This is a genomic window from Ramlibacter monticola (assembly GCF_016722785.1).
Taxonomy (GTDB): Bacteria; Pseudomonadota; Gammaproteobacteria; order Burkholderiales; family Burkholderiaceae_C; genus Ramlibacter; species Ramlibacter monticola.
In genome coordinates this window covers 108,541-127,657 of the sequence record NZ_JAEQNE010000008.1, presented here as the reverse complement: position 1 = coordinate 127,657, position 19,117 = coordinate 108,541, and the positions used below count along the sequence as shown (strand labels likewise).

Annotated in this window: 19 protein-coding genes; 7 read left to right on the top strand and 12 right to left on the bottom strand. The window is 70.5% G+C overall.

All coding sequences use genetic code 11. The annotated features are described in order from the left end of the window. Positions 1–26: 26 nt before the first annotated feature. From era to nagZ, 5 genes are read left to right on the top strand one after another with little or no spacing between them, the layout of a single operon-like run. Positions 27–962, top strand: coding sequence for a GTPase Era (gene era, locus JJ685_RS24990; RefSeq protein ID WP_201677089.1), 936 nt, complete (start codon positions 27–29; stop codon positions 960–962). Continuing rightward, a complete protein-coding gene (gene recO / locus JJ685_RS24985) occupies positions 917–1,702 on the top strand; it encodes a DNA repair protein RecO (protein WP_236599277.1) in 786 nt (261 codons plus the stop codon). The genes era and recO overlap by 46 nt, the downstream gene beginning before the upstream one ends. Beyond that, positions 1,699–2,463, top strand: a complete 765-nt coding sequence (locus JJ685_RS24980) for a pyridoxine 5'-phosphate synthase (protein WP_201677087.1) — start codon at positions 1,699–1,701, stop codon at positions 2,461–2,463. Before recO ends, JJ685_RS24980 begins: the two co-directional genes overlap by 4 nt. Continuing rightward, the gene (acpS, locus tag JJ685_RS24975; protein WP_201677086.1) at positions 2,460–2,867 is read left to right on the top strand and encodes a holo-ACP synthase; all 408 of its coding nucleotides are present in this window, start codon (positions 2,460–2,462) and stop codon (positions 2,865–2,867) included. The genes JJ685_RS24980 and acpS overlap by 4 nt, the downstream gene beginning before the upstream one ends. Next, on the top strand, positions 2,860–3,948 hold the full coding sequence (gene nagZ, locus JJ685_RS24970; protein WP_201677085.1) for a beta-N-acetylhexosaminidase: 1,089 nt from the start codon (positions 2,860–2,862) through the stop codon (positions 3,946–3,948). Before acpS ends, nagZ begins: the two co-directional genes overlap by 8 nt. A 46-nt stretch (positions 3,949–3,994) precedes the next feature. Here the strand turns inward: nagZ and JJ685_RS24965 are convergent, their stop codons facing one another. From JJ685_RS24965 to JJ685_RS24940, 6 genes are all read right to left on the bottom strand, one after another. Beyond that, complete coding sequence (locus JJ685_RS24965) at positions 3,995–5,740, bottom strand: mechanosensitive ion channel family protein (protein WP_236599261.1); 1,746 nt, start codon at positions 5,738–5,740, stop codon at positions 3,995–3,997. Between the two features lie 100 nt (positions 5,741–5,840). Continuing rightward, positions 5,841–7,376: a lysine--tRNA ligase gene (gene lysS, locus JJ685_RS24960; protein ID WP_201677084.1), complete on the bottom strand. Its 1,536-nt coding sequence runs from the start codon at positions 7,374–7,376 to the stop codon at positions 5,841–5,843. Positions 7,377–7,441: 65 nt separating this feature from the next. After that, on the bottom strand, positions 7,442–8,005 hold the full coding sequence (locus JJ685_RS24955; RefSeq protein ID WP_330901839.1) for a sugar transferase: 564 nt from the start codon (positions 8,003–8,005) through the stop codon (positions 7,442–7,444). Continuing rightward, entirely contained in the window at positions 8,002–8,916 is a 915-nt protein-coding gene (locus tag JJ685_RS24950) for an NAD-dependent epimerase/dehydratase family protein (RefSeq protein WP_201677083.1), read from the bottom strand. Before JJ685_RS24950 ends, JJ685_RS24955 begins: the two co-directional genes overlap by 4 nt. Positions 8,917–8,931: 15 nt before the next feature. Next, entirely contained in the window at positions 8,932–10,071 is a 1,140-nt protein-coding gene (locus JJ685_RS24945; protein ID WP_201677082.1) for a glycosyltransferase, read from the bottom strand. Continuing rightward, entirely contained in the window at positions 10,068–11,318 is a 1,251-nt protein-coding gene (locus JJ685_RS24940) for a glycosyl transferase (RefSeq protein WP_201677081.1), read from the bottom strand. Before JJ685_RS24940 ends, JJ685_RS24945 begins: the two co-directional genes overlap by 4 nt. A 62-nt stretch (positions 11,319–11,380) precedes the next feature. Between JJ685_RS24940 and JJ685_RS24935 the strand changes: the two genes are divergently transcribed. Continuing rightward, positions 11,381–13,315: a polysaccharide biosynthesis protein gene (locus JJ685_RS24935; protein WP_201677080.1), complete on the top strand. Its 1,935-nt coding sequence runs from the start codon at positions 11,381–11,383 to the stop codon at positions 13,313–13,315. On the opposite strand, the gene JJ685_RS24930 is transcribed toward JJ685_RS24935, so the two are convergent. Beyond that, positions 13,214–13,897 (bottom strand): LON peptidase substrate-binding domain-containing protein, encoded by a 684-nt coding sequence (locus tag JJ685_RS24930; RefSeq protein ID WP_201677079.1) that lies wholly within the window; start codon positions 13,895–13,897, stop codon positions 13,214–13,216. The genes JJ685_RS24935 and JJ685_RS24930 overlap by 102 nt on opposite strands. Here JJ685_RS24930 and JJ685_RS24925 point away from each other — a divergent pair. Next, positions 13,896–14,441, top strand: a complete 546-nt coding sequence (locus JJ685_RS24925) for a YggT family protein (RefSeq protein ID WP_201677078.1) — start codon at positions 13,896–13,898, stop codon at positions 14,439–14,441. The two genes, JJ685_RS24930 and JJ685_RS24925, sit on opposite strands and share 2 nt — an antisense overlap. 142 nt (positions 14,442–14,583) lie before the next feature. Here JJ685_RS24925 and accD read toward each other — a convergent pair whose 3' ends face one another. Genes accD through truA form a run of 5 tightly spaced genes read right to left on the bottom strand, consistent with a single transcriptional unit; the run spans position 14,584 to position 19,065 of the window. Then, positions 14,584–15,456: an acetyl-CoA carboxylase, carboxyltransferase subunit beta gene (gene accD / locus JJ685_RS24920; protein WP_201677077.1), complete on the bottom strand. Its 873-nt coding sequence runs from the start codon at positions 15,454–15,456 to the stop codon at positions 14,584–14,586. A gap of 23 nt (positions 15,457–15,479) precedes the next feature. After that, positions 15,480–16,289, bottom strand: coding sequence for a tryptophan synthase subunit alpha (trpA, locus tag JJ685_RS24915; protein ID WP_201677076.1), 810 nt, complete (start codon positions 16,287–16,289; stop codon positions 15,480–15,482). Next, positions 16,286–17,536 (bottom strand): tryptophan synthase subunit beta, encoded by a 1,251-nt coding sequence (trpB, locus tag JJ685_RS24910; protein WP_201677075.1) that lies wholly within the window; start codon positions 17,534–17,536, stop codon positions 16,286–16,288. Before trpB ends, trpA begins: the two co-directional genes overlap by 4 nt. Then, positions 17,514–18,227: a phosphoribosylanthranilate isomerase gene (locus JJ685_RS24905; RefSeq protein ID WP_201677074.1), complete on the bottom strand. Its 714-nt coding sequence runs from the start codon at positions 18,225–18,227 to the stop codon at positions 17,514–17,516. The genes trpB and JJ685_RS24905 overlap by 23 nt, the downstream gene beginning before the upstream one ends. 55 nt (positions 18,228–18,282) lie before the next feature. Next, positions 18,283–19,065, bottom strand: coding sequence for a tRNA pseudouridine(38-40) synthase TruA (truA, locus tag JJ685_RS24900; protein WP_201677073.1), 783 nt, complete (start codon positions 19,063–19,065; stop codon positions 18,283–18,285). Between the last annotated feature and the right edge of the window lie 52 nt (positions 19,066–19,117).

Below are 19,117 nucleotides of genomic sequence, written 5' to 3'. Positions count from 1 at the left end.
TCCGCGGCGGCACTGGAGCGGACCCGATGAACACCGAATCCTCCACGCCGGGCACGCCCCCGGAAACGACCCAACGCTGCGGCCTGGTGGCCATCGTGGGCAAGCCCAACGTGGGCAAGTCCACGCTGCTGAATGCCCTGGTGGGCCAGAAGATCAGCATCACCTCGCGCAAGGCGCAGACCACGCGCCACCGCATCACGGGCGTGCGCACGGAAGGCGGCACGCAGTTCGTGTTCGTCGACACGCCGGGCTTCCAGACCAAGCACGGCTCCGCCCTGAACCGCTCGCTCAATCGCGCCGTCACGGGCGTCGTGGGCGACGTGGACGTGGTGCTGTTCGTGGTGGAGGCCGGCAACTTCACGCTGGGCGACGCCAAGGTGCTGGCGCTGCTGAAGCCGGGCATCCCCGCGATCCTCGTCGCCAACAAGCTGGACCTGGTGCATCGCCGCGGCGACCTGGCGCCCTGGCTGCGCGACATGCAGGAGCGCCATTCCTTCGCCGAGTTCATTCCGCTGTCGGCCAAGAACGCCAAGGACATCGAGCGCCTGCTGGAAGTCTGTTCCAAGTACCTGCCCGAGCAGCCCTGGTGGTACGGCGAGGACGAGCTGACCGACAAGAGCGAGCGCTTCATGGCGGGCGAGATGATCCGCGAGAAGCTGTTCCGCCTGACCGGCGAGGAGCTGCCCTACACCTCCACCGTGGTGGTCGAGAAGTTCGAGGAAGAGCCCAGCCCGAAATTCAAGCGCATGGTCCGCATCGCCGCCACCATCGTGGTGGAGCGCGACAGCCACAAGGCGATGGTGATCGGCGAAGGCGGCGAAAAGCTCAAGCGCATCGGCACCGAGGCGCGGCAGGAGCTGGAGCAGCTGTTCGACGCCAAGGTGTTCCTGCAGCTGTTCGTGAAGGTGCGCTCCGGCTGGGCGGACGACGAGGCCCGCGTCAGGTCCTTCGGCTACGAGTGAGACGCTACGCGAACGAACCGGCCTATGTGCTCCACCGCTACGACTGGAGCGAATCCAGCCTGATCCTGGAGCTGTTCACGCGCGAGCACGGCCGCATCGCGGTGGTCGCCAGGGGCGCCAAGAAACCCAGTTCGAATTTCCGCCCGGTGCTGCTGCCCCTGCAGCCGCTGCACGTGGCCTTCGGCGGGGACGGCGAGATCCGGACCCTCAAGTCGGCCGAGTGGCAGGGCGGCCAGGTCATGCCCACCGGCGAGGCGCTGCTGTCCGGCTACTACCTGAACGAGTTGCTGCTGCGTCTGCTGGCGCGCGACGATCCGCACCCGGCGCTGTTCGACGTCTACGCGGCCACCGTGCGGGTGCTGTCCGGCGAGCAGCCGCAGCTGCTCCAGCCCGCCCTGCGGGCCTTCGAGCTGCTGCTGCTGCGCGAGATCGGCCTGCTGCCCTCGCTGGACCTGCAGACGGCCACGCTGGCCCCGCTGCAGCCGCAGGAGCGCTACGCCCTGCGGGCCGAGGGCGGCCTGCTGGAGGCGGGGGAGGAGGACGGCCGGGCCAGCCTGGCGGGCCCGCAGTGGCATGCGCTGCAGCTGGCGCTGGACGATCCGGCGCCCTTCGACGCGACCCTGCGCGCCGTGGCCGGCATGGGCGAACTCAAGCCGCAGCTGCGCGCCGTGCTGCACTACCATTGCGGCGTTCCGACGCTGCGCACGCGCCAACTGATGATGGACTTGCAGGCCCTATGACCCCCACCCGGACCGCGCTGTCGGTCAACCTCAACAAGGTCGCCCTGGTGCGCAACACGCGCCACCTGGGCATCCCCAGCGTCACCCGCGCGGCCACGCTGTGCCTGCAGGCGGGCGCCCACGGCATCACGGTGCACCCGCGGCCCGACGCCCGCCACATCCGGGCCGAGGACGTGCGCGAGCTCAGCGCGTTGCTGAAGGCCTGGCCGGGGGCGGAATTCAACATCGAAGGCAACCCCTTCCACAACCTGATGGACTTCGTGCGCGAGCTGCGGCCGCAGCAGTGCACCTTCGTGCCCGATACCGAAGGCCAGTTCACCAGCGACCACGGCTGGGACCTGCAGAAGGACGCGCAGCGGGTGAAGCCCCTGATCGCCGAAGCGAAGGCGCTGGGCGTGCGCGTGAGTCTGTTCATGGACGCGGAGGCGCGCAGCATCCCGCTGGCGAAAGCCGTGGGGGCCGACCGCGTGGAGCTCTACACGGAGCCCTACGCCGCCGCCTGGGGCACGCCGCAGCACGCGCAGCAGCTGCGCCGCTTCGCCGGTGCCGCCCAGGCCGCCCATGCGGCCGGCCTGGGCGTGAATGCGGGCCACGACCTCAATCGCGACAACCTGCCGGACTTCCTGGGCGCGGTGCCGGGCGTGCTGGAAGTGTCGATCGGCCACGCGCTGGTCGCCGACGCGCTGGAGATGGGCTACGACGCCACGGTGCGCGCCTACCTCGCCGCCATGACGCGCGGCCCCCGGATGGCCGACCAGTGATCTACGGCATCGGCACCGACATCTGCGACGTGCGGCGCATCCGCGCCTCCCTCGATCGGCACGGCGAGCGCTTCGCCCGCAAGATCCTCGCGGACGGCGAGTTCGCGACATGGAAGGCGCGCAGCGCCCGCTGGCCGGAGCGCGGCGTGCGCTATCTGGCCACGCGCTTTTCCGCCAAGGAAGCCTTCAGCAAGGCGGTCGGCCTCGGCATGCGCATGCCCATGACCTGGCGGGCCTGCGAAGTGGGCAAGCTGCCCAGCGGCAAGCCGGTGATCGTGCTGCACGGAGGGCTGAAGACATGGTGCGAGGAGCGCGGCCTGCACGCGCAGGTCAGCGTGACCGACGAATCGGACTACGCCGCGAGCTTCGTGGTGATCGAGCAGAAAGAAAAGAACCATGAGTGAACATGCACCGGTGATCCTGGACGTGGCGGGCCTCGCCCTGGGCGAGGACGACCGCCGCCGCCTCGCCCATCCGCTGGTGGGCGGGATGATCCTGTTCGCCCGCAACTGGGAGAACCGCGAGCAGCTCGCGGCCCTGTGCGCCGAGATCAAGGCCGTGCGCGAGGACCTGCTGATCTGCGTGGACCACGAAGGCGGGCGCGTGCAGCGCTTCCGCACCGACGGCTTCACCCACCTGCCGCCGATGCGCCGCTTCGGCGAGCTGTGGCGCAAGGACGCGAAGGGGCGCGAAGGCTCCGGCGCGATGCGCGCCATGGCCGCCGCCACGGCCGCCGGCTACGTGCTCGGCGCCGAGCTGCGGGCCTGCGGCGTGGACTTCAGCTTCACCCCGGTGCTGGACCTGGACTACGGCGAGAGCTCTGTGATCGGCGACCGCGCCTTCGAGCGCGACCCGCGCGTGGTCACGCTGCTGGCGAAGAGCCTGATGCACGGCCTGCTGCAGGCGGGCGTCGCCAACTGCGGCAAGCACTTCCCGGGGCACGGCTTCGTGAAGGCGGATTCGCACCTGGAGATCCCGGTCGACCAGCGCAGCCTCAAGGCGATCCTGCAGGACGACGCCGTCCCCTACGAATGGCTGGACACCACGCTCACCAGCGTGATGCCGGCGCACGTCATCTATCCCAAGGTGGATTCGCTGCCGGCCGGCTTCTCGCCGCGCTGGCTCAACGAGATCCTGCGCGAGCGGCTGCAGTTCCAGGGCGCGATCTTCAGCGACGACCTGAGCATGGCCGGCGCCCGCAAGATCGAGGGCCGCGACGTCACCTTCACCGAGGCCGCCGTGGCGGCGCTGGGCGCCGGCTGCGACATGGTCCTGCTGTGCAACGAGTCGGTCCACAGCGAAGGCGGGAAATCCATCGACGAGATGCTCGATGGCCTGGCCGAGGCGCAGGCGCGTGGCGAGTGGCGGGCCAACGAGGTGAGCGAGCAGCGGCGCCTGGCCCTGCTGCCCTGCGGCCCGGCCGTCTCCTGGGATTCGCTGATGACGGAGCCGCGCTACATGCGCGCCCTACAGCAGCTGCCCTGACCGTTATCCCTCCCTCCGGGGAGGGCCCGGGTGGGGCGCTCCCGCCTCAGGGCGCCGCCGGGGGCCGCGCGGCGGTGGACGGAGGACGCACCGGGATCGTCTCGGCCGGGCCTTCCGCGGCCGCGCCTTCCGTGGCCGGGCGCCGCGCCGGCGCGGCATACGGGTGGCCCGCTCCGACGATCTTGGGCTGCTCCGGGTCGGCCTCGTAATGCGGCGACATGATCTGCACGCCGTGCTCGTTGAACACGTCCAGCACGTTGGCGTGCAGCGCATGCATCACCTCGGCCCGGGCCTGCGGCCGCTCCGGGGTGGCGTGGCAGACCAGGCGGTATTCCACGGCGTAGTCGGTCAGCGCGGTCTGGATCACGCGCGGGGCCGGGTCGTCGGCGCGAACGCCTTCCGTGCGCCGTGCTGCCTCCAGCAGGATGGCCTGGACCTCGCGCCACGGCGTGTCGTAGCCGATGGTCAAGGTGGTGTCGAGGATGTAGCCCTGGCCGCGCACCGTGCGCGAATAGTTGATCGTGGTCTGGCCCAGGATCGAGGAATTGGGCAGGGTCACCTCCTGGCCCAGCCCGGTGCGGATGCGGGTGGTGAAGGTTCCGAGTTCCACCACCGTGCCCTGCTGGTCGCCGATGCGCACGAACTCTCCGGGGCGCAACACGCGCGAATACATCAGGATCAGGCCGCTGAAACCCTGCCCGATCAGGCTGGAGCCGCCCAGCGTGATCATGAGGCCGACCAGGACGGACATGCCCTTGAAGGCCTCGCTCTGGGATCCCGGCAGGTAGGGATAGGCCATCACGATGGCGAACAGCCAGATGGCCACGCTGACCAGGCGGCGGGTCGGCCGGGCCATGTCGCGGTCGAGCCAGGCCGTGGACGCGTCGCCCTGTTCGACGCGGTCGAACAGGGGCCGCAGTGTCACGATCAGCGCCCGGGCCAGCAGGAAGATCACCCCCGCGACGATCAGGTCCGGCAGCGCGCGCACGGCGCCCGCTCCGATGTCCTCCAGCAGGGCGAGCACGAAGTCGCCCATCTGCTCGCCGCGCACCCGCGTGGCGGGGAACTGCTGCAGCACGAACACCAGCCACTGGTAGCTCAGGAGGGCCAGCAGCAGCCAGGCGATGCTGCGCACCAGCCAGCTGCCGAAGGCGTGGGCCCGCGTGGCTTCCCACAGCGGCTGCTGGTCGAGGCGGGCCCGTTCGGCGGCGTGCTCCAGCAGCCGCCCCGTCCGCGCCGCGAGGGCATTGCGGGCGCGCAGGACGCCCCAGGCGGCGAGCAGGAACAGCAGCGTGGCCAGCGCCGAGAAGCCGAGCGCCCGCAACAGCTTGCCGCGGTCGCGCGCCTCGCGGGTTTCGGCGATGGCGTTCGTCAGCGCGGCGACGCTGGCCTGGGTGGCGGCGTCCAGGGTTTCACGCCGCACCGTGTCCACGTCCTGCTGGGTGAGGATGAGCGCGAGCGCGCCGTCGATCAGCACGACGTTGCCCTGCGGCTCCTTCTGCGCCGTCACGACGCCGGGGCCGCCGCGCGCGAGCAGCTCGCGGATGGCGCCCTGGGTGCGGGAGGCCCGGGCCGCCGGGGAGAGGCCGAACAAGGGGGCGCGGAACACCGCGATGGGCCGGTCGAAGACGGTCACGACCGCTTCGTCGTCCGTGGCCGCGGCGGCGGACGCGTCCGCGGCCTGCTCCGCCGCCTGCGCGGCAGGCAGCGCCAGGAACAGGTTCGCGAACAGGCCCAGGAACAGGGCCGGCAGGAGGGCCATGGCCCTGCGGGCCCAGGCAGGCAGGCGCATGCGGTCTCCTCCGCGCCCGGGCGGGCTGCGGGCGCATGCCCGACTTTGCAGCGCCCCGGAGTCATCCGCTATGGGACGAAAGGGACACCTCCCCCGGAGATCAGCCCTCGCGCCGCAGCGCCGGGAACAGGATCACGTCGCGGATGCTGGGGCTGTCGGTCAGCAGCATCATGAGCCGGTCGATGCCGACCCCGCAACCGCCCGCCGGCGGCATGCCGTACTCCAGCGCCCGCACGAAGTCGTGGTCGAAGTACATGGCCTCCTCGTCGCCCGCGTCCTTGGCGCTCACCTGCGCCAGGAAGCGCGCGGCCTGGTCCTCGGCGTCGTTGAGCTCCGAGAAGCCGTTGGCCATCTCGCGGCCGGTGATGTACAGCTCGAAGCGCTCCGTCACCTCCGGGCGATCGTCGTTGGCGCGCGCCAGCGGCGAGATCTCGGTCGGGTGCTCCATGATGAAGGTCGGCTGCCACAGCTTCTCCTCCACCTTCTCCTCGAAGTACAGCACCTGCAGGGAGGCCAGCGAGCGGCCCGACAGGCGCTCCTTCTCCTCCGTCATGCCCAGCTTCTTCAGCTGGTTGACCAGCCAGTCGCGGTTGGTGACGTTCTCGCCGGCCTCGGTGTGGCGGACGATCGCTTCCGGGATGGTCAGGCGCTCGAAGGGCCTGGACAGATCCACTTCCCGGCCGCCGTACGAGAGCTGCAGCGTGCCCACCGCCCGCGTCGCCGCGTCGCGCAGCAGCGCCTCGGTGAAGTCCATCAGGTCCTGGTAGTTCCAGTAGGCCGCATAGAACTCCATCATCGTGAACTCGGGGTTGTGGCGCACCGAGATGCCTTCGTTGCGGAAGTTCCGGTTGATCTCGAACACCCGCTCGAAGCCGCCCACCAGCAGGCGCTTGAGGTACAGCTCCGGCGCGATGCGCAGATACATCTCCTGGTCGAGCGCGTTGTGGTGCGTGATGAAGGGCTTGGCGTTGGCGCCGCCGGGGATCGGGTGCAGCATCGGCGTCTCCACCTCGAGGAAGCCGGCCTGCACCATGAAGTCGCGGATCGAGGACATGGCCTTGCTGCGCGCCACGAAGCGCCTGCGGGCCTCTTCGTCCGTCATCAGGTCGATGTAGCGCTGGCGGTACTTCACCTCCTGGTCGGCCACGCCGTGGAACTTGTCCGGCATGGGGCGCAGGCTCTTGGTGAGCAGGCGGATCGAGGTGGCGTGCAGCGACAGCTCGCCGGTGCGCGTCTTGAACACCTTGCCTTCGGCGCCGAGGATGTCGCCGAGATCCCAGCGCTTGAACTCGTTGTAGGCCTCCTCGCCCACCGCGTCGCGGGTGACGTAGACCTGGATGCGGCCGCTGCCGTCCTGCAGGGTGGCGAAGCTGGCCTTGCCCATGACGCGCTTGAGCATCATGCGGCCGGCCACGCGCGCGGTCGTGCCTTCGCCTTCCAGCTGCTCGGCCGGCTTGCCGCCGTGGGCGGCGTGCAGGGCCGCGCTGGCGTCGCCGGGCTTGAAGTCGTTGGGGAAGGCGGGGCCCGCGCCCTGCCGGTGCGCCTCGCGCAGGGCCTTGAGCTTCTCGCGGCGCTCCGCGATCAGCTGGTTCTCGTCGGTGGGGGCGGAGGCCGGGGCGGCTTGGGGTTCGGACATGGGAGGGGGAGACCTGCGGGGGCGAAACCCACGATTTTAGTTGGCCGCGGCCAACCCCCCTCTTTTCAGTGGGCCACGCCCTCGCTGCGCACCACTTTCAGCGCGGTCCGCAGGATGATCCGCAGGTCCAGTGCGAGCGAGCGGTGCTGCAGGTACCAGGTGTCCAGCGCCACCTTCTGGGGAATGGGCAGCTCGTCGCGCCCGTTGATCTGCGCCCAGCCGGTGAGGCCGGGGCGCAGGGTGTGCACGCCGGCCTCGGTGCGCAAGGCGATCAGGTCGTGCTGGTTGTGCAGCGCCGGCCGCGGCCCCACGATGCTCATGTGGCCGACGAGGATGCTCCACAGCTGGGGCAGCTCGTCGAGGCTGGTGCGGCGCAGGAAGCTGCCGATGGGCGTGAGCCAGCGCTCCGGCGATTCGAGCAGGTGCGTCGCCACGACCGGGGTGTCCGTGCGCATGCTGCGGAACTTGGGCATGCGGAAGATCCGGTTGTGGCGGCCGATCCGGTCCGACCAGTACAGCACCGGCCCGGGCGAGGTGAGCTTGACCGCGAGCGCCACCAGCACGATGGGGACCAGCAGGCCCAGGCCGGCCAGCAGCACGACCAGGATGTCGAGTCCGCGCTTGGTCACGCCAGCCTCCAGGCGGCGGCGGCCCGCACGAGGCCGTCGGGGGTGCGCTCGGCGGGCACCCAGCCCAGGACGCGCCGCGCCTTGGCGGCATCGACCTGCAGCGAATCGCAGAGGCTTTCGGCGACCCGCGGCCGGCCGGCGGCCCGGGCGGCCAGCTTCAGCAGGCCGGGCGGCGCGCCCCACAGCCGCGGCGGACGCGCGAGGCCGCGCGCGATGCAGCGGACGATGTCCGGCGTCGAGACGTCCTCGTGGTCGGCCAGCAGGAACAGCTGGCGCGCCGCCCCCGGGTGGGTCGCGCACAGCAGGAGCGCGTCGCAGAGGTTGTCGAGGCCGACCAGCGTGCGCCGGTTCCGCACCGTGGCCACGGGCAGGGGCAGGCCGCGGGCCACGGCCCGCACCAGGCGGTCGAAATTGCCCGGCGCATGCGGCCCGTACACCAGCGGCGGCCGGGCCAGCACCCACTCGGTGGCGGAGCCGGCCAGGAGCGACTGCAGCTCCTGCTCGCAGCGCAGCTTGCTGCGGGCGTAGGGCTCCACCGGCGCCGGCGCATCGGTCTCGTCGAAGGGCCTGCCGCGCGTGACGTTGCCGTTGACGCCGATCGAGCTCAGGAGCACCACGCGGCGGACCCCGGCCGCCCGTGCGGCGGCGGCGACGGCGCGCGTCGCCCGCACGTTGCACTCGAAATCCGCATCGGTGCCGCCGCGATGGGCGCGGGCGGCCAGGTGCAGCACGGCGTCGGCGCCGGCGCAGGCGCGCTCCAGCGCGGCCTCGTCCTCGTAGCCGCGCGGCAGGGATCCTTCGCTGCGCGAGAGCGCGACCAGGCTGTGGCCGGCGGCATTGGCCCGGGCGACGAGCGAGCGGCCGACGAAGCCGCTGGCGCCGGTGATCACGAGCCGGCAAGGGGGGAACACGGAAGGCGTCATCGACTACAGCAGGGAGCGGTACAGGTCCAACATTGCGCGTTTCATCGCGGCCAGGCCGAATTCGTCGGCCACCCAGCGGGCGGCGGCGGCGCCGAGGCGCTCGCGCAGGGCGGTGTCCTGCGCGAGCGTGTCGATCGCCTCGGCCAGCGCGCCGGCGTCGCAGGGCGGCACCGTGAGGCTGGTCACGCCCTCGCGATTGAGGTAGTTGACCCCGTTGCCCAGCTCGCACACCACGGTGGGCTTGCCGCAGGACATGGCCTCCGCGCTGGCGATGCCGAAGGCCTCCGAGGGCTCGATGGAAGGCAGGCAGAAGAAATCGCAGCGGTGCATCGCCTCGACCAGGCCGTCGTCGGCGATCTCGCCCAGGAACAGCACCCGGTCGCGGATGCCCAGTTCCTCGGCCAGGCGGCGCAGCTCCGGCGTCAGCACGCCCGCGCCGATCATCACCAGCACGGCCTCGCTGCGCAGCTTCGCCATGGCCGACAGGAGGTACCCGTAGCCCTTGTAGTAGACGTGGCGCCCCACGGTGAGCGCGACCGGGCGTCCCCGGGCGAAGGCGTCGATCGTGGCGCGGGTCTGCGGGTCGCCGCGATCCGGGGCGAGGCGGCTGAAGTCGATGCCGATGGGCACCTTCACGATCTTGGCGGCCAGGTCGATCTGGTGCAGCTGCTCCGAGCTGTCGTAGTGCCGGGGCGTGAACACCACGATGCGGTCGGCCCGTCGCAGGGCGCGGCGCTGGATCGGGCGGTAGAACTTCAGCAGCGTGCGCTGGCGCACGATGTCGCTGTGCCAGGTCATCACCACCGGCACGTCCGACCCGCACGCCAGCGAGGCAATGTCGCCCAGCGGGTTGGGCGCGTGCAAGTGCAGCAGGTTGCAGCCGCCGCTTCGCAACTCGCGCTGGACGTGGCGGACCACGCCGGGGCTCAGGGGCAGGTTGCCCAGGAGGCCGTAGGGGCGGGCGCTCAGCACGCGGTAGGGCATGGCCGGCGGCGGCTCCGCGCGCCCGGGCCAGTCGCCGGCGACCAGGGTGCCTTCCACCTCGGGCAGGAGGGTGCGCAGCAGGGTATCGGCGTGCGCTTCCACGCCGGCATAGGGCGGCGGTACGAACTTCGCGATGTGCAGGGGACGAACAGCGGTCACAGGGGGGGCTGGTTGCGGATCGACGAGGCGTGGGCCAGGTAGCGCATCAGCAGGAAGTAGCGGTTGGGGCCGAGCACCCGCAGGGCGAGCCTGAAGGCGTACGACAGCACGCGGATCTGGAAACCATGCCGCGAGACATCGCCGGCGGTCATGCGCGCGGCCTTGCCGATCGAGGGGCCGACCAGCCGCCGCGCGCGGGCGAAGCGCAGCAGGGCGGACTCGGGGCGGAACGGGTCTTCGTCGAGCGAAAAGCCGTAGCCGGGGTTGGCGTACAGGCGCCGCAGGGTGGGCGAGACGTACTCGCCCGAGGGGAAGTAGTCGAAACCGTATTCCAGCCTGGAGAGCTCGTCGAAGCCGGCGGCGAGCAGGTCGGCCGCGTAGTCGTCCAGCAGGCGCGCGAGGTCGGGGCGGCTGCCTTCGGGGAAGCGGGCCTGGCGCTTCGCGATCGCCTGCGGCTGGTGCGGGTCGAAGCTGCTGAAGTGGAACAGGCGCAGCGGCGTGCGGCCGTTGACGACGTAGCGCCCGCCGACGACCGACAGGGTGCGCTCGTGCAGGTTCCACTGCGCCATGTTGATGCCAGGGTCCTTCAGGATGCGGCAGCCCTCGAAGTAGCAGGGCGCGAGGTTCACCCACTTCTGGTCCACGAAGACGCCGACCTGCGTCTCGTGGAAGCCGTGGCCCAGGCAGCGGTCGGACCACCAGCGCAGGAAGCGCAGGGCCTCCTCGCAGCGCGCGACCGCGATGAAGCCGAGGTTGAAGACGCCGACGCGGAGGAACTCGATGTCGTCGGGGCGGTGGCCGTCGAGGATCGGCGTGGTGGAGGCCGGGGTCACGACGATGGCGCTGTCCGCCAGGGCCTCGTGCACCGGGGCCAGCACGTCGTACACGACCATGTCCGGGTCCAGGTACATGGCGGTCTCGTAGCGATCCAGCAGCAGCGCCAGGCAGTGCGGCTTGACGTTGGTGCTGAGTTCGATGACGTCGAAGCGCAGCGCGTGGGCCGCGAAGTGCGGCAGGCCCAGGTCTTCCACCCAGGTGATGCGCACATCCGGGTAACGTGCCTCGAAGGCCTCGTCGCGCCGGTCCACCAGCACCACGTGGAAGTCGGCGTCCGGGTGCTGCGCCTGGAACGAGCGCTGCAGCAGTAGCGCCTGGGCGAAGTAGTTGCGGGCGCAGATCGTGACGGCCGCGTGGCGGGCCCGTGGCCGAGCCTGCGCGAAAGGTTCCCTGCGTGCCGAAGTCATCATTTGGCCGGAACTGTACCGCGTCGGATTGCCGGTACCGGGGATGAAAGACAATACGGGACTCCATGCAGTTGCGCCGCCTCTCCCCGTTCGACCGGATCAACGCGCTGCAGGCGCTCGTCGACGCGGGCCTGCTGCTGGTGGCCTGGGCGCTGGCCTTCTGGTTGCGCTTCAACCTCGACGTGCCGGCGGAATACCGCTACGTCGCGCTGGTGACCACGCCGGTGTGTGTGCTGTCCTATGCGCTCAGCCTGGGCGTGCTGCGGGTGCACCGCCAGGTGTGGGATTTCATCGGCCTGCCGGACCTGCGGCAGCTCGCGCTCGGCGTCGTGCTCGGTGGGGTGCTGACGGCCACCGTGATCCTGATGCTGCGCGTGCCCCTCTTCCCGCGGTCGGTGCTGCTGCTGCATCCCGTGCTGGTGCTCGTGCTGCTGGGCGCGGTGCGCGCCGCGTGGCGGACGCTGATCGAGCATCCGGGCCGCACGCACGCCGGGCGCAAGCCCCTGGTCGTGGTGGGCAGCCTGCAGGATGCCTCCGGCGCGCTGCGCGCGCTCCAGGGCGTGGCGCAGTGGCAGGCGGAGGCGATCTTGTCGCCGGTGGCGTCGGAAGTGGGCCGGGCGCTGCAGAACGTGCGCGTGCTCGGAAGCGTGGGCGAACTGAAGGAGGTGTGCGACTTCGTGCACGCCCACACGGTGCTGGTGGCCAGCCCACCCGGATCGCCCGAGCGGCGCGAAGCGCTGATGCTGGCCGCGGATGCGCGCATCGCGATGCTGCACATGCCGCGCGCCGACCAGTGGCTCAGCCCGCAACCGGAGGGCGTGCGCCAGGTGGAACTGGAGGACCTGCTCGGGCGCGAGCCGGTGCAGCTCGATGTCGCCGGCCTGGCGGAGCTGTTTTCGGGCCAGACGGTGCTCGTCACCGGCGCGGGCGGTTCGATCGGTTCCGAGCTGTGCCGCCAGATCGCGCGCCTGGGCGCGCGCCGCCTGGTCTGCGTGGACCTGTCCGAGTTCGGCCTCTACGCGCTCGAACAGGAACTGCAACAGGCCCACCCGAACATGGAGGGCCTCTACTACACCTGCAACGTGCGGGAGTACGGGCGCCTGCACGCGATCGGCTGCGAGCACCGGCCCACCGTCGTCTTCCACGCGGCGGCCTACAAGCACGTGCCGCTGATGGAGGAGCACAACGCCGTCGAGGCGCTGCGCACCAACGTGGTCGGCACCCTGCACGCCGCCCGCGCGGCTGCCGCCTGCGGCGCGCGGCGCTTCGTGATGGTCTCCACCGACAAGGCCGTCAACCCCACCAACGTGATGGGCGCCAGCAAGCGGCTGGCGGAGCTGGTGGTGCAGACCGTGGCGCTGCAGGAGCGCGCCACGGAGTTCGTCTCGGTGCGCTTCGGCAACGTGCTGGGCTCCAGCGGCTCCGTCGTGCCGCTGTTCACGCGCCAGATCGCGCGCGGCGGCCCGGTGACCGTCACGCACCCGGAGATCGTGCGTTACTTCATGACCATCCCCGAGGCGGCGCAGCTGGTCCTGCAGGCCGGGCTGATGGGCCGCTCGGGCCAGATCTTCGTGCTGGACATGGGCGAGCCGGTGAAGATCGTGGAGCTGGCGCGCATCCTGATCCGCCTGTCCGGCAAGACCGAGCAGGAGGTGCCGATCACTTTCACCGGACTTCGCCCGGGCGAGAAGCTGTACGAGGAACTGCTCGCCAGCGACGAGACCAGCGAACCGACGCCGCACCCCAAGCTGCGCATCGCCAAGACCGCGGGGCCGCTGCCGGAGATCGCCGCGGTGCTGCGCTGGCTGGAAGAGGCCGGCCCGCAGCCGGCCGGCGAGGAACTGCGGGGATGGCTGCGGCGCCAGGTGCCGGAATACGCGCCGGCCGGGCCGGTGGCTTCAGGTGGTGATGCCGGTGCGCGCGAGCACGTCGCTGACCAGCTCCAGCCGGACGAGCGGGTTGTCCAGCTCCATCATCCGCTGCTTGAGCGCCACCGGTAGCGGCAGCAGCTCGCACCAGCGGTTCGCCACCCAGCCGCAGTCGTCCAGCCGCCAGGGCGGCAGCAGCGGCATGGGCCCGGGCTGGCCCGCCTTGAGCTGCAGCGACTGGATCAGGCGCTCCAGCGCGTCGGCGGTGGGCTGCAGGTCTTCCGGGACGGGGACCGCCATGTCGGCCGGGACGCTCTCGACGTTGGCGACCCAGAGGCCGTGCTTCAGCTGGTCGCTGGCGGTGATGCGGAAGCGCTGCGTGCCGGTGGCGCGCACCAGCATCAGGCCGGACTGCGGCTGCTCGAATTCGTGGATGGTCGCCAGGGTGCCGACCCGCGAGAAAGCCTCCTGCAGGCCGGGCTGGCGCACCTCGTTGCCCTTGGTGAGCGACACGACGCCGAACGGCGCGCCGGCCTTGCGGCACTTGGCGATCATGTCGAGATAGCGGACCTCGAACACCCGCAAGGACAGCAGCCCGTCGGGAAAGAGCACGGCGCTCAGCGGAAAGAGGGGCAGGGACTGCAGGGTGAGGGTGGCGGCCACAACAGGGGTTCCGGTCGGTGCCGCTATGATCCCACGACTCACCTGATCCATGTTCTTCCAGATCATCTCCTTCCTGCTCGACGTCGCCGCCGGCCTGCTGGGCGGCGCCTGCCTGCTGCGCCTGTACATGCAGGTGCAGCGCATCCCTTTCGGCAACCCGGTCGGCCGCTTCGTCTTCGCCCTGACGGACTGGATCGTGCTGCCCCTGCGGCGCGTGCTGCCCGCCTACCGCAAGTGGGACACGGCGAGCCTGATCGCCGCCTACCTGATCGAACTGGCCCAGTTCGGCATCCTGTGGCTGATGGTCGGCCGCGCCGGCGGGGCGCTGGTGCCGCTGCTGGCCCTGTTCGGCCTGGTCCGGCTGGTGATCTCGGGCGTGATCGGGCTGGTGATCGTCTACGCGATCCTGTCCTGGGTCCAGGCCGACTCGCCGATCGCCGACGTGATCGACCGCCTGTGCGCGCCCATGCTGCGCCCCTTCCGCCGCCTGATCCCGCTGGTGGGCGGCTTCGACCTGAGCCCGCTGGCCTTGCTGGTCGTGCTGCAGGTCGCGGCGATCATCGTGGCCAGCCTGCAGGATGCGGTGATCCGGTAGGGGTTGGAGAAAACCAGACAGCCGAACGCAGAGGGCGCAAAGGTTCGCAGAGGACGCAGAAAAAATCCTTTAAAGGCTTTTTCTGCGTCTTTTGCGTACTTCTGCGCCCTCTGCGTTCGGCTGTTAGGTTTTGAATCCGGAACTACTCGACGGCGTCCGCCGCCTGCCGCGTCAGCATCGCCAGCACGTTCGCCACGGTCTTGCGCAGTTCGCGGCGATCGCAGATGAAGTCGACGCCGCCTTTTTCCTGCAGGAATTCGGCGCGCTGGAAGCCTTCCGGCAGCTTCACGCGCACGGTCGATTCGATCACGCGCGGGCCGGCGAAGCCGATCAGCGCCTTGGGCTCGGCGATCACCACGTCGCCCACGAAGGCGAAGCCGGCGCTCACGCCGCCCATGGTCGGGTCGGTCAGGACGCTGATGTAGGGCAGGCCCTTCTTCGCCAGGCGCGTGAGCGCGGCGTTGGTCTTGGCCATCTGCATCAGCGACAGCAGGCCCTCCTGCATGCGGGCGCCGCCGGTGGCGGTGAAGCACAGGAAGGGGACCTTCTGCTCGATGGCGGTCTCGACGCCGCGCGCGAAGCGCTCGCCGACCACGCTGCCCATCGAGCCGCCCATGAAGTCGAACTCGAAGGCCGCCGCCACCAGGTTGATGCTGTGCACGGAGCCGCCCATCACCACCAGCGCGTCGGTCTCGCCGGTGTTCTCCATCGCTTCCTTGATGCGCTCGGGGTACTTGCGGCTGTCCTTGAACTTCAGCGGGTCGACCGGCACCACTTCCTGGCCGATCTCGTAGCGGCCTTCGGCATCGAGAAAGGCATTCAGGCGCGCGCGGGCGCCGATGCGGTGGTGGTGGCCGCAGCTCGGGCAGACGTTCTGGTTCTGCTCCAGGTCGGTCTTGTACAGGACCGTCTCGCAGCTGGGACACTTGATCCACAGGCCTTCCGGCACGCTGCGGCGCTCGTTGGGATCCGTCGGCTGGATCTTCGGGGGCAGCAGTTTTTCCAACCAGCTCATGTGTGGGTCTTTCTGTGGGGTATTCAGGAGTCTAGCGCGCCACGGATGTCGCGCAGGAAGGCGGAAAGCTGGGGCAGCACCTGCTCGCGCGGCTGGTCCTCCACGATCTGGATGACCTTGGTGCCGATCACCACCGCGTCGGCCACGCGGCCGATCGCCTTCGCCGTGACCGCGTCGCGGATGCCGAAGCCGACGCCGACGGGGATCGTGACGTGGCGGCGGATGCGCGGCAGCGCTTCCTCGACGGCCGCCGTGTCGAGGTGGCCGGCGCCGGTCACGCCCTTCAGCGACACGTAGTAGACGTAGCCGCTGGCGACGCGCGCGACCTGCTGGATGCGCTGGTCGGTGCTGGTGGGCGCGAGCAGGAAGATCAGGTCCAGCCCGTGCGACTTCAGCTGCGCGGCGAAGGCCTCGCATTCTTCCGGCGGGTAGTCCACGATCAGCACGCCGTCGACGCCGGCCGCGGCCGCGTCGCGCGCGAAGCCGCCCTGGCCGTGCGCGAGCTCGTAGCGCTCCACCGGGTTGGCGTAGCCCATCAGGACCACCGGCGTGTGCGCATCCCGCTGGCGGAAGCTGCGCACCATGTCCAGCACGTGGCGCAGGCCGATGCCCAGCGCCAGCGCGCGTTCGCCGGCCTTCTGGATCACGGGGCCGTCGGCCATGGGGTCGGAGAAGGGCACGCCCAGCTCGATCACGTCCGAACCCGCTTCCACCATGGCGTGCATCAGGTCGGGCGTGATGTCCGCGAAGGGGAAGCCGGCGGTGACGTAGGGGATCAGCGCCTTGCGCTTCTCCCGGGCCAGGCGCTCGAAGGTGGCGGCGATGCGGCTCATTGACGGGGCCCTCCCTTGAGCGTCAGCCCGCGCATGGAGGGGCGGTCGTAGAAGTCGACGCCGGCGAGGTCGGCCACGGTGCCGATGTCCTTGTCGCCGCGGCCGGACAGGTTCACCAGGATGTGCTGGTCGCTGCGCATGGTCTTCGCCAGCTTCATCGCGTAGGCGATGGCATGGCTCGATTCCAGCGCCGGAATGATGCCTTCGGTGCGGCACAGGTAGTGGAAGGCGTCCAGCGCCTCCTTGTCCGTGATGCCGACGTATTCGGCGCGGCCGGTGTCCTTCAGCCAGGCGTGCTCGGGGCCGACGCCGGGGTAGTCGAGGCCGGCGCTGACGCTGTGCGTCTCGATGATCTGGCCGTCGGCGTCCTGCAGCACGTAGGTGCGGTTGCCGTGCAGCACGCCCGGCGCGCCGCGTTGCAGGGAGGCGGAGTGCTTGCCGCTGTCCAGCCCTTCGCCCGCCGCTTCCACGCCGATCAGGCGCGTCTTCTCGTACGGGATGTAGGGGTGGAAGATGCCCATGGCGTTGCTGCCGCCGCCCACGCAGGCGACCACCGCGTCGGGCTGCCGGCCGGCCATCTCGGGCATCTGCTCGATGCACTCCTTGCCGATCACGCTCTGGAAGTCGCGCACCATCATCGGGTAGGGGTGCGGGCCCGCCACGGTGCCGATGATGTAGAAGGTGTTCTCGACGTTGGTCACCCAGTCGCGCATCGCCTCGTTGAGGGCGTCCTTCAGCGTCTTGCTGCCGGACTCCACCGGCACCACGCGCGCGCCCAGCAGGTTCATGCGGTAGACGTTGGGGCTCTGCCGCTGCACGTCGTTGCTGCCCATGTAGACCACGCATTCCAGCCCGTAGCGGGCGCAGATGGTGGCCGTGGCCACGCCGTGCTGGCCGGCGCCGGTTTCGGCGATCACGCGCGGCTTGCCCATGCGCCTGGCGAGCATGGCCTGGCCGATCACGTTGTTGATCTTGTGGGCGCCGGTGTGATTGAGGTCCTCGCGCTTCAGGTAGATCTGCGCGCCACCCTGTTCGCGGCTCATGCGCTGGGCGTGGTAGACCGGGGAAGGGCGGCCCACGAAGTGCTTGAGCTCGTAGCGGAATTCGGCGAGGAAGTCGGGGTCGTCCCGGTACCTGGCATACGCCTCGCGCAGTTCCGCGATGGCGTGGGTCAGCGTCTCGCTGACGAAGCTGCCGCCGTAGTTGCCGAAGTGGCCGGAGGCGTCAGGTTGCTGATAAGAGGGCATGGTCGGGCCTTGCGAGGAGCACGTCCGCGGCGCGCACCGCCGCGATGAACTGATGGATCAGGCCGGCGTCCTTGATGCCCTTGGCACTCTCGACGCCGGAACTCACATCAACGGCCAGCGTGGTGAAGCGCGGCCGCACCTGCAGGATGCCGTCGGCCACGTTTGCAGGCGTGAGCCCACCAGACAAGACGGCGTGACAGCTGACGCTTGGTGGCAGGAGTGACCATGGGAAGCTGAGGCCGGCGCCGCCGTAGCCCTCGACGTGGGCGTCGAGCAGCAGGGCATGCGCCTGTGAGTAGTCCGAGGCGAATTTTACCAAGTCGAAGGGACGGGCCTGGTCCACCGGGATGCGGGCGGCGCGCAGCCAGGGGCGCCCGGGGCCGGCCGCTTCGGCGCACTCGGCGGGCGTCTCGTCACCGTGGAACTGCAGCATCGCGTGCGGCAGCAGGGCGCAGGCGGCGCGCACCTCGGCGGCGGGCGCGTTCACGAACAGCAGCACCGGCGTGACGAAGGGCGGCAGGCGCCGCGCCAGTTCCGCCGCGCGTGCGGCCGTGACGTAGCGCGGGCTCTTCGGATAGAGCACGAGGCCGATCGCATCGGCCCCGGCGGCCACGGCCGCGTCCACGTCCTGTTCGCGGGTCAGACCGCAGATCTTGATGCGCGTGCGCGGCTCTGGCGGACTCGAAATCATGAAAACCTCCGTGCGGCGCACTCCGGTTGTCGGGCCCTTCGGGCGGCCGAGCGGCTCATGGAAGCCAATCATACGCAGGGGCCTGCCCCGGCAGCCCCCACTTTTCCTCGTACACGGGCCCGAGGAAATACAGGCCGTCGGGCGAGAAGGTGGGCGCCGCGGCGTCGCGGCTGCGCGCCTGCAGCACCTCGCGCATCCACCCCGGCGGATGCACGCCCTGGCCCACGTACACCAGGCAGCCCATGATGTTGCGGATCATGTGGTGCAGGAAGGCATTGGCCTCGAACTCGAAGCGCCAATACGGGCCGCGGCGGGCGATGCGCACCGGCCGCAGCGTCTTCACGGGGGTCGGCGACTGGCAGGACGAGGCGCGGAAGGAGGTGAAGTCGTGCTCGCCCGCGAGGTGCGCGGCCGCCTGCGCCATCGCCTCGCCGTCCAGCGGCTTGAAGACCCAGCCGACCCGGCCGGCCTCGACGCTGGGCCGCACCGGCGACTCCAGCAGCACGTAGGCGTAGCGGCGCGCCTTCGCGCTGTTGCGGGCGTGGAAGTCCGGCGGCACGGCGCGGGCCCACTGCACGGCGATGTCGGGCGGCAGGAAGGTGTTGGTGCCGCGCACCCACGAGAAGTCCTCGCGCCGCAGGTCCGTATCGAAGTGGACCACCTGCATCACGCCGTGGACCCCGGCGTCGGTGCGGCCGGCGCAGACGGTCGACAGGGGCAGGGTGGCGAAGCGCCCGAGCGCCGCCTCGAGGTGGTCCTGCACCGTCCGCCCCGAGGGCTGGCTCTGCCAGCCCTCGTAGGCCTGTCCATTGTAGCTGACGCCGAGGGCGAGTCGCACCGTGGGTTCTTCAGAATGCGGAAGGGCCGCTGCGCGGCCCTCCTGCAGTCGC

Excerpts from the sequence above, each read along its gene's own strand:
- JJ685_RS24965 (WP_236599261.1), bottom strand. The coding sequence starts at position 5,740 with ATGCGCCTGCCTGCCTGGGCCCGCAGGGCCATGGCCCTCCTGCCGGCC.
- accD (WP_201677077.1), bottom strand. The coding sequence starts at position 15,456 with ATGAGCTGGTTGGAAAAACTGCTGCCCCCGAAGATCCAGCCGACGGAT.
- JJ685_RS24980 (WP_201677087.1), top strand. The coding sequence starts at position 1,699 with ATGACCCCCACCCGGACCGCGCTGTCGGTCAACCTCAACAAGGTCGCC.
- era (WP_201677089.1), top strand. The coding sequence starts at position 27 with ATGAACACCGAATCCTCCACGCCGGGCACGCCCCCGGAAACGACCCAA.
- lysS (WP_201677084.1), bottom strand. The coding sequence starts at position 7,376 with ATGTCCGAACCCCAAGCCGCCCCGGCCTCCGCCCCCACCGACGAGAAC.
- JJ685_RS24935 (WP_201677080.1), top strand. The coding sequence starts at position 11,381 with ATGCAGTTGCGCCGCCTCTCCCCGTTCGACCGGATCAACGCGCTGCAG.
- JJ685_RS24940 (WP_201677081.1), bottom strand. The coding sequence starts at position 11,318 with ATGATGACTTCGGCACGCAGGGAACCTTTCGCGCAGGCTCGGCCACGG.
- trpA (WP_201677076.1), bottom strand. The coding sequence starts at position 16,289 with ATGAGCCGCATCGCCGCCACCTTCGAGCGCCTGGCCCGGGAGAAGCGC.
- nagZ (WP_201677085.1), top strand. The coding sequence starts at position 2,860 with ATGAGTGAACATGCACCGGTGATCCTGGACGTGGCGGGCCTCGCCCTG.
- JJ685_RS24925 (WP_201677078.1), top strand. The coding sequence starts at position 13,896 with ATGTTCTTCCAGATCATCTCCTTCCTGCTCGACGTCGCCGCCGGCCTG.
- trpB (WP_201677075.1), bottom strand. The coding sequence starts at position 17,536 with ATGCCCTCTTATCAGCAACCTGACGCCTCCGGCCACTTCGGCAACTAC.
- JJ685_RS24905 (WP_201677074.1), bottom strand. The coding sequence starts at position 18,227 with ATGATTTCGAGTCCGCCAGAGCCGCGCACGCGCATCAAGATCTGCGGT.
- JJ685_RS24930 (WP_201677079.1), bottom strand. The coding sequence starts at position 13,897 with ATGGATCAGGTGAGTCGTGGGATCATAGCGGCACCGACCGGAACCCCT.